This window comes from Paenibacillus mesophilus, from assembly GCF_005938385.1.
Lineage (GTDB): Bacteria > Bacillota > Bacilli > Paenibacillales > NBRC-103111 > Paenibacillus_AB > Paenibacillus_AB mesophilus.
Genome location: NZ_VCRA01000030.1, coordinates 20,087 through 34,006, shown reverse-complemented (window position 1 = coordinate 34,006; position 13,920 = coordinate 20,087). Strand labels below are relative to the sequence as shown.

Genomic DNA, 13,920 nt, shown 5'->3' with positions numbered 1-13,920 from the left:
AGCATGCCAAGTCACTTCATAGGCATGTTTTACCTTCACTGCTCCTTATCCGTTGCTACTCCTAACTGCCACTGAATCAACTCTTTCATCCCGCCATCATCAGGCACACTTTTGTCTCACTGACTCCCATAGAACTTCTGAACCTCAACCACAAAAGCAAACTCCGCCCATCTCTCCTGAAAATCAGCTCAAATACGTAGGCTAACCGATTGTGTACAAATTTGTTCAGTATCGTCATGTCTTTGTCGGTTATGTTCTTCTCCCAATCGGCGTGCATATCCTCAATTGGCCCATTGCGAAATGCAAAGTGCGTGATCGCCTTAGCTATTGTGACTGTATCTATGGTCGACAGCATCGTCTTCTTTATATGTGCGTTTATTCCTGTTTCTCAGCTCCTTAATGTCACTCTTAGCTTTATCCCCTCTGAAATGAATTGCATAGCTGTCTATAACGGCAAGTAAAAAGCACCGATTAAATACGGTGCTTTCTAATTTATTTTATTAATTCTCTTGCATATTCAACTAGGTTCTCCACTCGTTTTTGTAAAAATTTATCGTAATCGATATCAAGAGCATCAGCTGGACAAAACGCTGTCTCTAAGATTGCTGGTAAATTAGTGGGATCAATTAATGCTTTGTAAACAAAAGGTGGCTTATCTTTTATCTTTTGATTATCAGCATTATTTAAGAAACAAATATTTGCAAGCAAATTAATGTCCTTCTTACTAGTTAACTTCAATGTATTTTCTAAATAGTTCACAGGGAAAATATGATGAAACTCGTTTTTACTTACATTTTTTAAAACTTTGCTTAAATCAACTTTAGCTCCTGAAATGAAAGATCTGGGCCCTCTGTGTGCTAGCAACGTAATAAAGGTTTTAGTATTAACGGTATTAACATTAAATTGATTGCTCATGAAAAAAGTAGAATCTACGCTACATTCAAAACTCGCAATATCATACTCTTCGTTTTTACGCAATTCATCCATTGCACGCAAATCAGCTTTATGAGCATCAGTAACACCACTAGAATACCGTCGTGAAAAACAGGATCTCCAAAACCATCGTATTAACTGTCTTCTTTGTTTTTCTGTATAAAGGAGGCCATTCTCTTTATCTGTTGAAAAAAACCTTGTAAGGGCAACAATCATAGCTGGGTATGGCATTGATTTAAGTGAGTAAATATTCAGTTCTTTTTGTAAGAAGTCAATGCTTGATTTAATCCCGTTCTTAATTTTAGTAAAGTTATTTCTTACGTCTTCGCCCTTTAGATTAATTATTGCTGCAGGGGCAGTGTCTCCTGAAATAACACCACTACAACACTTCAATTGCAAATCTTTATCAAAAGATAAATCGCCAAATCCAAATGGCTCTATCTCCTCAGCGAGTTGTGTAAACTCATCCTGCAAGTCAAAATCCGTACTCCAGCTCCAAGCCGATAACAACTGAAACGTATCCAATTGTGTACCAAATCTATTAATCCTTTCAAAAACAATAGCAACATGGTGTTTATCTTCCGTTTCCATTACCTGAATCGGTATGAGCGTTTCTTTGAATCTTTCTTGGAGCTTATCAATAATTACTATTGTTTCAGCATCAAGTCCTTCTGCTGCTTTTCGGTACTTTACTGAATCGAATAAACAATTCATAGGGAAATACCGAGTTGGATCAAAGTCTTGCGCCTTTAATGGTACAAACTTACTTTCCTGAATTACATCTCTACTTGTGAAATCGAAAAATATATCCAACCACTCGTCATTTTGATTGGGGATTAATTCTGTTTGAAAGACACTAAAGAGAGAGGTTAGTCTTTGCTGACCATCGAGTACATAGTCTATAGGGTAATCTTTTCGTGGATCAGGAAGTGTATAATTTCCTAAATCCCTTTCGACTTTCAACCTTTCCCGCGTCCTCCACAGTAATATAGTTCCAATAGGGAATCCTTTATAAATACTGTCTAGTAAATATGAAACTTGCTCAGATGACCATACATATCCTCTTTGGAATGCAGGGATTCTAATTTCCCCTGATGTAATTTTTTCAATAACTTTCCTTATTGTGAGTGGCTCTGCCAAATAGTTCATCCCCTAGTTAAATCTCATCAAGAATACTATACCAAATATTTCCCAATAATTACATTGGAAGCTTGCAGTTACTTGTGATATGGCTCGCGGTACATTATCTAAACACAAAATTCAGTTTAACCACAGTTTGCTTTTCGACAACATGGATAGTCGAAGATATCAAAAGTATATTGAAACTACATAGACCTGGACGCTGCTCTTTTTATGTGGCAGTGGGATACCCCCTCCGTTACTTTTTCTTTTTGATAGTACACACCTATCCTAATATGGTAAATTATCAAATATAACTGTCCGCTGAAAGGGCGATTGCTTTTGAATGAGATCGATAAAAGCCAATTTATTAGCACGGAAGCCGAACTTCGCTCGCTTATGGGATTTCCCAGCGAGCTTGTCCAACACAAAGTTATTCTCCAACTTGATCATCATTGTCGGGACTTTATTTCCAAATCGCCATTTGTATTCCTTTCAACTTCCGATTCTCTAGGCAAATGCGATGTTTCTCCTAGAGGCGATCATCCCGGCTTTGTGCACATCATTGATAATAAACATTTGGTGATTCCGGAACGACCGGGCAACAAAAGAATGGATTCCTTACGCAACATCATTTCTAATCCCCAAATAGGTCTGCTATTCTTGATTCCGGGTCTTGGCGAAACACTGAGAGTAAATGGATGTGCGTTTATCACCAAGGAAGAAAAACTGTTAAGGCTGATGGCAGTCAATGACCGTATTCCTGTTGTTGGTATTGTTGTTGAAGTAGAAGAATGTTACCTGCACTGTGCCAAAGCATTTTACCGTTCCCAGTTGTGGAAGCCGTACTCATGGCTTAGTAAAGATCATTTACCATCCGCTTCTAAAATGATATCGGAACATGCAAATCTTGATGGAATGACAGCCGAAATGATTGCTGCTCGGCTTGAAGATGGTTACAAGAATCGATTGTATTAATAAACTACCTGACCGTTAACCGATAAGGTTGATTCGGATGGCGGTACCGGTGTAATTGCACTTGATCGACCGGCATCCATTCGTAGCGCTTGCTTCCGTCTGCGAACTCCCTTTCCACAAGGAAGTTGGCGTACCGGATGCCCCATGGAGCCCCTTTGAAGAATGGCTCGAAAGGATTGTATTCCAGTTGCCATACACCTTCATTGTTGGTCCAACCGCTCCATATTGGTTCCTTAAGAACTTCGTTGCTATACCAAGGAACCGGGTAAAGTCGGATCATAACGTGCGGTAGCGGCCGATCATCCCGATCAAGCGTTACAATCTCCATGCGATCTGGAAATTGCTCGGCCAAAAACCGCTCTTCCTCTTGTACGGGATACCCACCAGCCTTATTTATTGTCGCTATGGTGTGGTTGTCCCAGATCGTCTCCCCATACGGATACTCCATGATGGAACGCTCCGCTTTATAACCCTCCCCCGAAATGGGGTTCCGTCCCGCATCCACGTTTAGCGCATACAGGTCCAGTGCGTTTCCGATCGCATGAGCGAACTCATGTACAAGTCCGTCAGTAGCCGCCGATTCAAATAGAGATCCGAAATCCCCGGTCGGCCATGCATGATAAATCGACTGGGCTTCTCCACCGTACCAGCCACCCCCTCCATCCGGGAAAGCATCGTAGATTATAATAAATTCGTGCTGGGGATGCCTCTTGTTCAGCGCTTCCTTCCGTCCATCTCCCTGGAAATGATATATATCTTCGGATTGAATCTTAAAGTGCGGACTTCCCTCGAATCCCTTTTCCCGGTATCTTTGATTCACAGCATCCATTTGCTTCACGATCTTCTGTTTCACTTCCGCCAACCCACCAAATGCTTCCGCTGTTTGATCTGTAACCCCCGCTATAATGCGATATTCCCAAGCCTTGGCGTCAATTGGAGACTTGGTCCGGACGACAACCTTTTGTTCTCGAACGTCCCATGCCACTGCTGCCCCAAAAGATTCGCTTAAGAAACGCAACGGCACGTAGGTGACTTCTCCAATTAGCTGGGGTGGTACACTGAGCTTGATTTGACGCGGTAACTGACCCTTATCTTGCACATACGCTAACTCCTGCTCCAACCCCAACCGCACGGTTCGATTCCACCTGCTGACCGTTATCGTCCGTGTGGACTCTTCCCATTTAACGTTTGCGCTTAGAGACTCCAACAAGCTCCGAAGTGGAATTAACGTGGTACCGTCCTTCAATAGCGGGTTATGTTCAAACAGCATGGCCTGACCATTTAACTCTACTGTAATCGCATCTGCGGATACGACCAAGCCGGGGAAGCTCCCTATGAAGATCGTTACGCCAATCATCGCACTTAGGAGGTAAAGCACCCCGCTTCGCAACATTCTTCTTCGTACAGATCTGCCGGCCCTATAGGTTTGAACCACTCTATCAACCCCAATGATTCAAGATGTCTTATTATACCATTTTACGAATTTCCTTGGGATTTGCGGCAAGTTATCGGCGAAAAAGCGAAAGGAGCATGCCGCGGCAGCTCCTTGATCGTTTATAGAGCACATCCTATTAAACAAATCTGCATTTGGTTCAGAATCTACTCTCGTCCGACATTTATGACCGTTGTATACATTTTTTCTGCCTCAATTGGACTTTCTTTTGCCGTCACATGGTGGGGGATAACCCGGCAAACTTGAACCGGTCCGCCGAATACAGCCGATCTATATTTGTCCACATGCTGCTTCGGCAAGGGACGGTTATAATAGCCGGGTACATATTTATTGATCATTTCCTGAAGTACATGGGTGGCTTCGTCCAAATCTGTGATCGGCTCTGCTTGTCCAAATATCATTACGCTCATATAAGCCGTATCCGTCTTGGCAGGTACCGGATCCGTAATGGTACCGTATTCCACGCATACCGTAAAACATACCTCCGGATTTTCACTCATGACCTGATTACGTCTTCCATCTCCAGCTCCGTGAAAATAGAGCTTCCCCTCTGTCCATACATAATTAAGCGGTACAACATAGGGCAGGTTCCCATCAACCAACCCAAGACACCCAATTCTCGCTTGGCGAAGGAAACTTTCAATCTTTTCTTGATCCTGGCATTCCCTGATCTTGTAACGAACCGAATCCATTTCGAAACCTCTCCTTTCACTCCTAAGATATTCATCCCACTCCAATTGTCTTAACTCCGATACTCTTCTGGAGTGAGGCAACGACCAGATTGCGAATACCAGTGTTATTACGGTAGTATATCAACGAATGGAGTGTGTTAACATATCCAAACATTACGGTTTTGAACAGTCCATAATTAATATGGAGGTGTGTACGATGATGAAAGTAATCCGTAATGATAAGAGACCGATCTGGCAGCAATTGCTGGATCAAGCGATTCATAATATTACTAGCGGAATCTGGGCGCCGGGACAATTGCTGATTCCTTCCCGCGAACTTGCTCACCTGGTAGGCGTCTCTCGCTCAACGATACAGATCGTCTATGAGGAATTGCTAAGTCGAGGCTATACGGTTACATCTCGCCGAGGAGGAACGCGAGTTAGTAAATGGAAGCAAGTCACGGAGTCAACGAAGGAAATAATAGCAGATGGCCCCATCCCCCCCTCGCTTCCCTTGTTGAACTCGGCGGTCGATCAATTGCATGACTGGTTAAGAGGCAAAGAACAGCGAGTAGTGGATATTGATTTTAGCCCCCATGAACCTTATTTGGATGGACAATTTCAAAAGAACTGGCGACAATCGCTTCTCCACGCATCCGCTGAAATGGATTTATCAAGTTGGGCTTACGGTAATCCCTATGGGTACACACCATTACGTGAGCAAATTCAACGTTATTTATCACTTGAACGAGGAATCCATATCCAGACCAATCAGATTCTGTTGACCTCGGGAGCTCAGCATAGCATTGACTTAATCGCACAATCGCTTTTAGCTGATGGCGACACTGTCTCTGTAGAAGATCCCGGTTTTCCGGCTGCATGGATGGCGATGAAATATCGGCGTATGAGCGTGGTGCCCGTTCCCGTTGATGAGTTTGGTCTAGTGGTTGAGCATATTCACCCGCAATCCAAAATGATCTTTGCGACCCCTTCGCACCAGTGCGCGGTCGGGGTCGTTATGTCGGAGCCGCGCAGACAACAATTGCTTCATAAGGCCGCTCAAGAACAATTTTGGATCATGGAAGACGATTATGATAGTGAATTTCGATATCGTGGGGAGCCGCTTCCAACGCTGTTTAGTCAGGCACCCAATAATACGTTGTACCTCATGAGTTTTTCTAAAATGATTGCTCCCGGCATTCGTATTTCGGCTATCGTTGGATCTGTCGAGGCAATTGCTCAACTAGCCAAGGTACAGGAGCTGACTTACCGTCATCTTCCGATTATGGATCAGCTAACCCTAACCCACTTCATCAAAAATGGGCATTTTATGCGCCATATGAGAAGAGTCCGAAATGTGTACCGACGAAGACACGAAGCCATGACAAAGGCTATTATGGCTAGCGGTTTAGGGGAACGTTTCAAACTAAGCGGAGTAGAAACGGGATTGCATATGTTGCTTGAAGCTGAACAGTCCTACGACGAAGAAGCCTTGACAAAGTTAGCCCTTCAAAAGGCAATACGTGTGTACCCTCTTGGACCCTATTGTTTGGAAAGCAAACGAAAGGGATGGGTATTGGGGTTTGCAAAAGTAGATGAAGCCTCGATTGAGCAGGGGATTCATCGTCTTGCGGAGTTGATCTTATAGGAACACGGCTCGGCTTGACGGGTCTATCGGCGAAAAGTAACAAGGAGCTTGCCGCGGCGCGACAGCTCCTAGAAATCCAAGTGACGTGTAACGCTCGATATCATGATTTCACCGCAGTTGCTATGATCACAACCAATAGTTATGGAAAGGATTTATCACGTGTCAAAAAAGCGTCCTATCGAGCAAAAAATTTCATTTGCTTTTGCGGGATTCATAATGTGCTATGCACAAGGCAAATACACAGTAAACTGGGTCCCGCGACCAACCTCACTTTGTACCGAAATGAAGCCTCGATGAGCCTCGACAAATTCTTTTGCGATTGCAAGTCCGAGACCCATGCCACCCGTATGACGGGAACGCGATTCTTCGGCGCGATAAAAACGGTCGAACAGGAAGGGGAGCTGCTCCGCCGCGATACCGACTCCGGTGTCCGCAATCGAGACGGACGCAAAACGCGAATCGTCATGGGAACTATCCGTAATCCGGATCGAAATCCTTCCGCCGGACGAAGTATACCGCATGGCATTGACCAGCAAATTATAGAATACTTGCGTAATCCGGTTAGGATCGATGAATGCATTCAATTGTTGTGCCGGATACGAGCGAACAATGTCGATATGTCGTTCTTCCGCTTCCGGCTTTAACATATCGATGATCCGATCCAAAAGGGGAACAAGATCGGTAGGAGCCTGGTTCAGCTGCAATTTGCCGGCTTCGGCCAGCGTTAACTGGTGGAGATCGTCGACAAGCTTGGACAAACGAATGACTTCATCCTGCATAGGCAATAAGGTTTCCGGAGGAATGTCCCGTCCTCCCTCTTGTATCATTTCCATATGACATTGAATAATGGAAAGCGGCGTCCTCAATTCATGTGCCACATCGGCCGTCAAATGCTTCCGTGCCTCTTCTGCTCGAAGCAACTGCTGCGCCATATGATTCAGCGCTTCCGTTATTTTCCCGAATTCGTCCCTTGTTGTCACGGGAATGCGAATATGAAGCTCTCCGACCGCAATTTTTTGGATGGCGGGGGTGAGACGTTCCAGAGGCTGCGTTAATTTCTTAGTTAACCAAGAGCCAAGAAGCAGGGCAACGATCCCGGTTAAGCCCAGTACCCATATACCTTGGGTGCGCATGGAGCCCAGAACAAACTTCTTTAATAGATAATCTTCGGTCGATTCCCACTTGTCGACATAGACCGTGCCGACCGTCGTTCCGTTAACCATGACTGTATTCCGCTTCCCCTGATGTATCAACGGCCCGGCATCGCCCGACCCTCTAAAAAACAAGATGTTGCCATCAGGAGATAATAGAGCGATTGCGCGTTCATCCGGATTTCTCTGCTCCAATCCATCTGAAATGTTCATCTCCTCTATGCCTTCCCATGAGTGTTTATGCTCCTTATAGTAGATTTCAAACAGCTCTGTCGTTTTTTCTTTGAAGTAACGGTCAAAACGGCTTTCCAAGTATCCTTGGGTTGCCCCATAGTAGGCTACAGTGACGAAAAGAACCAGAACCGCCATCGCGCCAAACAATTTATCCCCGATGCACCAACGAACGTTCATAACTTGTCACCGAATCGATAACCGAATCCGAACACGGTTTGAATATATTTCGGGATTGCCGGATCGTTCTCGATCTTCTTCCGCAAATTGCTGATGTGGGAATCGATCGTACGCTCGTAGTTGATGAAATCATCTTCCATGACCGATTTCATCAGTTGAAGCCGACTGAATACAATACCGGGCTTGGCGGCCAAAGTGATCAGTAGTTTGAATTCCGTAGGGGTAAGAACAATTTCCGCGCCATCCTTCATGACTTGGCATTTCGATTCGATAATCGTCAAGTCTCCCCTTAGCATCGTCTGAATTTCTTCGGACTTCCCCTGAATGCGGCGTAATACGGAACGTATTCTCGCCGCTAACTCCCTCAAACTGCAAGGCTTTGTCATGTAATCGTCGGCCCCGATTTCCAAACCGATAATTTTATCCATCTCCTCCGTTTTTGCCGTCAACATAATGATTCCATAAGATCCCATGTTCCGAAGTTCGCGGCAAACTTCAATTCCGCTCATTCCCGGAAGCATCCAGTCTAGAACAACCAAAGCCGGACACTCCGTTTTGGCTGCAATCAGCGCATCCTTGCCCGTAGTGGCGCACACAATCCGAAACCCTTCAGTTCGTAAATAAGAAGCCATCGCCTCAAGCATTTTCACTTCATCGTCGACCAGAAGTAAAGTGGTTTCCATCTTAATCCCGCTTCTTTCCGCTGTTTTACTGTATTATAGCTTTTTATAAGCCAAAAAAAATAATCGCCACGAAAAAAGGATATGTTCTCCACAAGTTCTCAACATGGGCTTGATAAATTAGGGTTAAGCATGACAGGAACGCGGTCATTATCAAATGAAAGAGAGGATTCAAAGATGAATAATCAAATAATAAACCGTAATGGTGCGGGAGTTGGAGATCTGACGGCGGATAAAGTTGGCCTTTCTCCTCTTGTCCTCAGAGCGCGTATCGTCTTTAAGCTGCTGGCATGGATATTTGCAGCTTGCATTTTGATCCAAGTGTTTCTCGCCGGCCTTGCCTTGTTTCAGAATCCGGACCAATGGGCAAGTCATACGGGCTTTTCCAGATTTTTGATAATTCCACCGATCCTGATGCTCGTCACTTCTTTCATCGCCCGACTGCCGGGCTCCTTTCGTCTGAGTAGTGCAGGTTTGATTGGCATGCTAATCTTGATGGCAGTTACCGCCAAATTATCGACAGAAATGGGATATTTATCAGCTCTCCACCCGGTAATCGCTCTGATGATGTTTATGGGAGCTGTGTCCAACGTACGGAAGATCGAAGCCCTCACGAAAGCAAACAAGCAAGAATCTTCGGAGCATGGCGTTTGAATTGAATTTTGATCACAATCTTCAACATGGATGGAGAGGAACGATGCCGCCCTAATCTATCCGATTATCTGCTGGTCTTTCTATTCCTTATCGCGTCTGGAGTATCGCTGTATCTGATTGCGCAAGATTATGAGAATAGAACTCGTTGGTTTCGAATTGTTGTAATGGTTCTTTATGGAATGTCCGGTATCCTTGTTTTGTTTATTATTATTCCAAGATAATGACCAAAGAAAGCAGAGGCTCTAGGAGGAGTAAAAATGGCCGGTATCAAGGTACGTTACATTGTCGACGATGTAGATGCGACGATCGCATTTTACACCCGGCATCTTGACTTCACTGTCAAAGCACAACCCGCACCCGGTTTTGCCGTTTTGCAGCGAGGTGACTTGAATCTTCTTATGAATGCCAAAAATGGTCTAGGCGGAGCCGCTCAAGCTATGCCGGATGGGCAACCGGAACCCGGCGGCTGGAATCGGATTCAAATCGAGGTCGATGACCTGGCCGGATTGGTCGAAACTTTGCGTAAAGCAGGCCTGCGCTTCCGCAATGATATTGTCGCAGGTTTTGGTGGAAAGCAGATCTTACTGGATGACCCGGCAGGTAATCCGATCGAACTGTTCGAGCCTCCACGCAAATGATGGAAAGAACATTATAAACAAAAAAGAGGAGTGATTAACTAATGATAATGAAGCTAGTTTCATTCATAATACTTTGTGCATTTCTACTTGTTCCAACTATTGCCTCTGCTGAAGTGACCAACGGTAATGTCGTATATGGATGGACCCCCGGGCGACTCTGGGCCACGATAGACGCGGCGGTTGGGCTGATCAGCGCGATCCTCGCCGGGCTGTCTCTGGCTCGCTCCGCTGGTCGTTTCGGCACCGGCAGCGGGCGACGCGGGGCCATCGTGGCCGCGGTGGCGGGGCTGATCGTGATAGCCTACGCTTTGCTGCATCTGAACATATTCCCTGGTGCATTAGGCACCGGCGCCGGGCGAGCCGGGGCCATCATTGCCATCGTGTTGGGGCTGATCGGCGTGGCCCTCGCCGGGCTGGCTCTGGCCCGCTCCCGCCGCACCGGCTGAATTGATGTGGTTGAGTTCTGCACAGTTATTGCTACGGACGCAAATGATGGAAAAAGAATGTTATTTGCGCAAAAGCATTTTACCTAAAATAACCCCACAAAGTGGAGCCTTCCTTCGAAGCTTATTCCAATTACTTTGCGGGGACCCCGAAATTTATTAACTCTATATAGGTAAAAAAAGCTCTTCGAACCCCGCCTGCACGCGAGGATCGAAGAGCTTTTCTTAGTGGCCTCTAAGGGCATGCTCGATTCGTTTATCCGGAACGAACCAGATCACAGCAACAAGTACGAAAAAGAAGCCGGATATCCAAGGACTCACATAGGCGGTCAAGACCGCGGTCAAGTAGAGCAATGGAGATAATTTCCCCTTCAAATCCTTTCCCATCGCCAGAACGAATGAGGAATCGCCGGAATGCTGGTTAATAATCGCGCGCTGAAGCAGCCAGTACGAGAACGCCGCGAGGAGCAGAACAATACCGTACAGAGCCGTCGGAGTGGCTGCAAAATGGCTCTCCCCCATCCAAGCTGTCGTGAACGGCACAAGGGATAACCAGAAGAGAAGCAGCAAGTTAAGCCACATCAACCGCCCGTTCATCGTTCGAACCATATGCAGCAGATGATGATGATTGTTCCAGTAGATGCCGATATATACGAAACTGAAAATGTAACTGAGAATCTTTGGGCCTAGTTCGACCAGTGCATACCAGTCATGGCCTTCCGGCACTTTAAATTCCAACACCATGATCGTAATGATAATCGCTAGCACGCCATCGCTGAACGCTTCCATCCGATTCGCTTTCAGAGTGTTTCACCTTTTCCTCGCTTCGCGCTTTTTAACCTCTTCAACACCAGTAACTTCGCATAATATCCTTTATCTTGTCAAGCAGAACTTTGACAGCAAGTTTTTTTATCGATAAGGAAAGTTTAACTTCGCTAAAGCACTAAAGCGAAGCGAGACTTTCCTTACTAAGAACTATTATTTGAACAAATACTTTGCTAAAGCCACTAATGAAGCAATGGCTATAAACATTAATGAACCAACAAATAGAACAAACAGAAACACTTTAATTAATTTTCTTATGTAATTTTTACTTGGCTCATCAACCAAGAATGATAATAGAAGTGAAATTAAACACAAAACGAGAAATTGCCACCTATATCCGATATGTAAATAAACGATTACAGCATAAATTAAAGAACCACCATATGATAAGTATTTTGTTTTTTTTGTCATTTAATGTTCCGACCTTTTTCTATATTGCTCCCTATAAACTCCACATTTTATCTGTCGGATGGCTTTTTCTAGTTGCATCTTATCGAACATCTAATAACGTGTTTGCTCAATCCCCACTGATTTCTGTAAAATGGCAATATTTTCTCGAAGAAAAGACTGATTTTTTTCAATACCTCTGTTTTTACACCAAACAATTGCGCTGAAAGCATCGTAAATATCATAAAATGGCAGCACTCTTTCCAGAGCCAACATAGGTCGAATCGATTGATAACCTTCAATGAACGGTATCTTTGTTCTCGGATTGACTTCCCAAATATATCGATTGACTTTTGTAAAGTCTATTTCCGACGATCCACCACGGGCACTCTCGAAATCAATAATGCCAGCAACCTCGTTACCATTCACCAATATATTACCAGGTCTAAAATCCATATGAACAATGCATGGCCCGTCAGGTTCCGGTAAAGTAGAAAATACGCCATCAAAGTGAAGAATACATCTTTCATACAGCTCTGGATCGAGAATCTCTTTGCAAGGCTCTTTCCACTTTTCAAAATTACCTTTGATATGTAGTCTCCAATTATTTTGTTCAACAATCTTAAATCCATCAGTCAAATGGTAACCGTAACCCGGAGTTTTAACCTCATGAAGCATCGCATGAAACACGCCAATTTGAAAAGATAGTTTCTCATCAATATTTTCTGTACAAGGTATGCCTTGAATCGCCGAAAGAAGCAATGCTCCAGTAGTAATTTCATCCCCATCCCAAAAATCCAATACTTTAGGAACAGGTATTACGTCCTTCAATGTTTCAAGCATCTGAAATTCACGATATAGTTTATCCTTGTTAAATGGAATTTTTACATACACTTTTTCGCCGTTAGCGAGAGTAAGTTTGTATACATCAGAACTAAATGACTCTGGAACATCTTCTACATTTAAGACGTTCAGCTTTAACTTTTCAATAACGTTTAGAATGGAACTCATAAAGCACCTCCTCGTTTTGGGTTGCAAAACGATAATCCCGATTAAAAACCTTTGACTTTCTCGGGACCTCTTGGAATTCCCTGGAATTAACCGAATTAAACCCAATCTCTTACATATATCATATTCTTGATCCAGAACCAAGTCCACAAGAAGGACAGACGCAAAGTCGCCGGGATAGAGCTAGAGTTTGACCCGACCGTCCAAAAGCATTTTTTTGAGCTTGCCCCTTCCGCCAAAACGGCCTATTCCAAACCCTTGCCCGGCAATGCCCCTTTCCAAGCCCGCTGCGAGATTTTCCGAAAAACTTGCCGTTACTTGAGGTACGGTCCACCGTATCATAAGTGACTTCGAAAAATAAAAGGAGCCTGAACTTTTAAGCTCAAGCTCCAACAAGAAATGATGAAAGGCAGATTTTCTCCCTCGAAAGGGTTTACATTAAGATTTCCCCGATTCTGACTTATCGATCATTGGCTCACTGCCCACAGAATGCCGATAAACGAGTTGCCCGCCTAGCCATCCCCCGATCAGAAGAAAGATAAGCCCTAACAAGGAGAGGGAAACGGAACTCATTAACCGCCACCCGGATGGGATTTCAACACCGAAGCGAATAAAAAAGCTGCCCGTATACATCGCTATTGACGTAATAATAACGGTCATATGGCTCATTGCAGTGCGTTCGGCAATCCCCTTTTGAGGAATGGCCAGAAAGTCGATCATACCGGTGATTAGCGCAGGTATGGACATGACAAGTCCGATTGCAAGATTATAAAAGGAAAAACTCCACCAGAACGAAGCACCTGTCCAAACTCCAAGCAGATCACCAAGCAACGAAACCGGTAACAAAGCCATTGGAAAATGCGTGACGATAGGGTGCACCGGGTGCCCGTAGAACCTCATCTTTCCCCGTTGTTTCATTCG

Annotated in this window: 13 protein-coding genes; 5 read left to right on the top strand and 8 right to left on the bottom strand. The window is 44.6% G+C overall.

Annotated elements, in window-relative coordinates:
- Positions 1 to 492 precede the first annotated feature (492 nt).
- Positions 493 to 2,073 (bottom strand): DUF262 domain-containing protein, encoded by a 1,581-nt coding sequence (locus tag FE783_RS31260; protein WP_158302145.1) that lies wholly within the window; start codon positions 2,071 to 2,073, stop codon positions 493 to 495.
- A 315-nt stretch (positions 2,074 to 2,388) separates the two neighbouring features.
- Between FE783_RS31260 and FE783_RS31255 the strand changes: the two genes are divergently transcribed.
- On the top strand, positions 2,389 to 3,030 hold the full coding sequence (locus FE783_RS31255; RefSeq protein ID WP_420799783.1) for a pyridoxamine 5'-phosphate oxidase family protein: 642 nt from the start codon (positions 2,389 to 2,391) through the stop codon (positions 3,028 to 3,030).
- A gap of 4 nt (positions 3,031 to 3,034) precedes the next feature.
- Here FE783_RS31255 and FE783_RS31250 read toward each other — a convergent pair whose 3' ends face one another.
- Both FE783_RS31250 and FE783_RS31245 read right to left on the bottom strand, forming a co-directional pair.
- Positions 3,035 to 4,348, bottom strand: coding sequence for a copper amine oxidase N-terminal domain-containing protein (locus FE783_RS31250; RefSeq protein WP_158302144.1), 1,314 nt, complete (start codon positions 4,346 to 4,348; stop codon positions 3,035 to 3,037).
- Positions 4,349 to 4,629: 281 nt separating this feature from the next.
- Positions 4,630 to 5,175, bottom strand: coding sequence for a pyridoxamine 5'-phosphate oxidase family protein (locus FE783_RS31245; protein WP_138883327.1), 546 nt, complete (start codon positions 5,173 to 5,175; stop codon positions 4,630 to 4,632).
- Between the two features lie 196 nt (positions 5,176 to 5,371).
- Between FE783_RS31245 and pdxR the strand changes: the two genes are divergently transcribed.
- On the top strand, positions 5,372 to 6,802 hold the full coding sequence (gene pdxR, locus FE783_RS31240; RefSeq protein WP_138883326.1) for a MocR-like pyridoxine biosynthesis transcription factor PdxR: 1,431 nt from the start codon (positions 5,372 to 5,374) through the stop codon (positions 6,800 to 6,802).
- A 221-nt stretch (positions 6,803 to 7,023) separates the two neighbouring features.
- On the opposite strand, the gene FE783_RS31235 is transcribed toward pdxR, so the two are convergent.
- Together FE783_RS31235 and FE783_RS31230 are read right to left on the bottom strand one after the other, a co-directional pair.
- Complete coding sequence (locus FE783_RS31235; RefSeq protein ID WP_138883325.1) at positions 7,024 to 8,364, bottom strand: sensor histidine kinase; 1,341 nt, start codon at positions 8,362 to 8,364, stop codon at positions 7,024 to 7,026.
- Positions 8,361 to 9,047: a response regulator transcription factor gene (locus tag FE783_RS31230; protein WP_138883324.1), complete on the bottom strand. Its 687-nt coding sequence runs from the start codon at positions 9,045 to 9,047 to the stop codon at positions 8,361 to 8,363. Before FE783_RS31230 ends, FE783_RS31235 begins: the two co-directional genes overlap by 4 nt.
- A 174-nt stretch (positions 9,048 to 9,221) precedes the next feature.
- Between FE783_RS31230 and FE783_RS31225 the strand changes: the two genes are divergently transcribed.
- The 3 genes from FE783_RS31225 to FE783_RS31215 all read left to right on the top strand — a co-directional run bounded on the left by FE783_RS31225 (position 9,222) and on the right by FE783_RS31215 (position 10,782).
- Positions 9,222 to 9,698, top strand: a complete 477-nt coding sequence (locus FE783_RS31225; RefSeq protein ID WP_138883323.1) for a DUF6220 domain-containing protein — start codon at positions 9,222 to 9,224, stop codon at positions 9,696 to 9,698.
- Positions 9,699 to 9,955: 257 nt separating this feature from the next.
- Positions 9,956 to 10,336 (top strand): VOC family protein, encoded by a 381-nt coding sequence (locus FE783_RS31220; RefSeq protein ID WP_138883322.1) that lies wholly within the window; start codon positions 9,956 to 9,958, stop codon positions 10,334 to 10,336.
- Positions 10,337 to 10,377: 41 nt separating this feature from the next.
- Positions 10,378 to 10,782 (top strand): DUF6223 family protein, encoded by a 405-nt coding sequence (locus FE783_RS31215; RefSeq protein WP_138883321.1) that lies wholly within the window; start codon positions 10,378 to 10,380, stop codon positions 10,780 to 10,782.
- A gap of 222 nt (positions 10,783 to 11,004) precedes the next feature.
- Here the strand turns inward: FE783_RS31215 and FE783_RS31210 are convergent, their stop codons facing one another.
- From FE783_RS31210 to FE783_RS31200, 3 genes are all read right to left on the bottom strand, one after another.
- Positions 11,005 to 11,583, bottom strand: a complete 579-nt coding sequence (locus FE783_RS31210; RefSeq protein ID WP_138883320.1) for a TMEM175 family protein — start codon at positions 11,581 to 11,583, stop codon at positions 11,005 to 11,007.
- Between the two features lie 522 nt (positions 11,584 to 12,105).
- Positions 12,106 to 13,002: a phosphotransferase family protein gene (locus tag FE783_RS31205; protein ID WP_138883319.1), complete on the bottom strand. Its 897-nt coding sequence runs from the start codon at positions 13,000 to 13,002 to the stop codon at positions 12,106 to 12,108.
- 435 nt (positions 13,003 to 13,437) lie between these two features.
- The gene (locus tag FE783_RS31200; RefSeq protein ID WP_138883318.1) at positions 13,438 to 13,917 is read right to left on the bottom strand and encodes a DUF2231 domain-containing protein; all 480 of its coding nucleotides are present in this window, start codon (positions 13,915 to 13,917) and stop codon (positions 13,438 to 13,440) included.
- Positions 13,918 to 13,920: the final 3 nt, after the last annotated feature.

What these genes read in the sequence shown, in the direction of transcription:
- FE783_RS31245 (WP_138883327.1), bottom strand. Translation starts at nt 5,175, where the DNA reads ATGGATTCGGTTCGTTACAAGATCAGGGAATGCCAGGATCAAGAAAAG.
- pdxR (WP_138883326.1), top strand. Translation starts at nt 5,372, where the DNA reads ATGATGAAAGTAATCCGTAATGATAAGAGACCGATCTGGCAGCAATTG.
- FE783_RS31235 (WP_138883325.1), bottom strand. Translation starts at nt 8,364, where the DNA reads ATGAACGTTCGTTGGTGCATCGGGGATAAATTGTTTGGCGCGATGGCG.
- FE783_RS31230 (WP_138883324.1), bottom strand. Translation starts at nt 9,047, where the DNA reads ATGGAAACCACTTTACTTCTGGTCGACGATGAAGTGAAAATGCTTGAG.
- FE783_RS31225 (WP_138883323.1), top strand. Translation starts at nt 9,222, where the DNA reads ATGAATAATCAAATAATAAACCGTAATGGTGCGGGAGTTGGAGATCTG.
- FE783_RS31220 (WP_138883322.1), top strand. Translation starts at nt 9,956, where the DNA reads ATGGCCGGTATCAAGGTACGTTACATTGTCGACGATGTAGATGCGACG.
- FE783_RS31215 (WP_138883321.1), top strand. Translation starts at nt 10,378, where the DNA reads ATGATAATGAAGCTAGTTTCATTCATAATACTTTGTGCATTTCTACTT.
- FE783_RS31205 (WP_138883319.1), bottom strand. Translation starts at nt 13,002, where the DNA reads ATGAGTTCCATTCTAAACGTTATTGAAAAGTTAAAGCTGAACGTCTTA.
- FE783_RS31200 (WP_138883318.1), bottom strand. Translation starts at nt 13,917, where the DNA reads ATGAAACAACGGGGAAAGATGAGGTTCTACGGGCACCCGGTGCACCCT.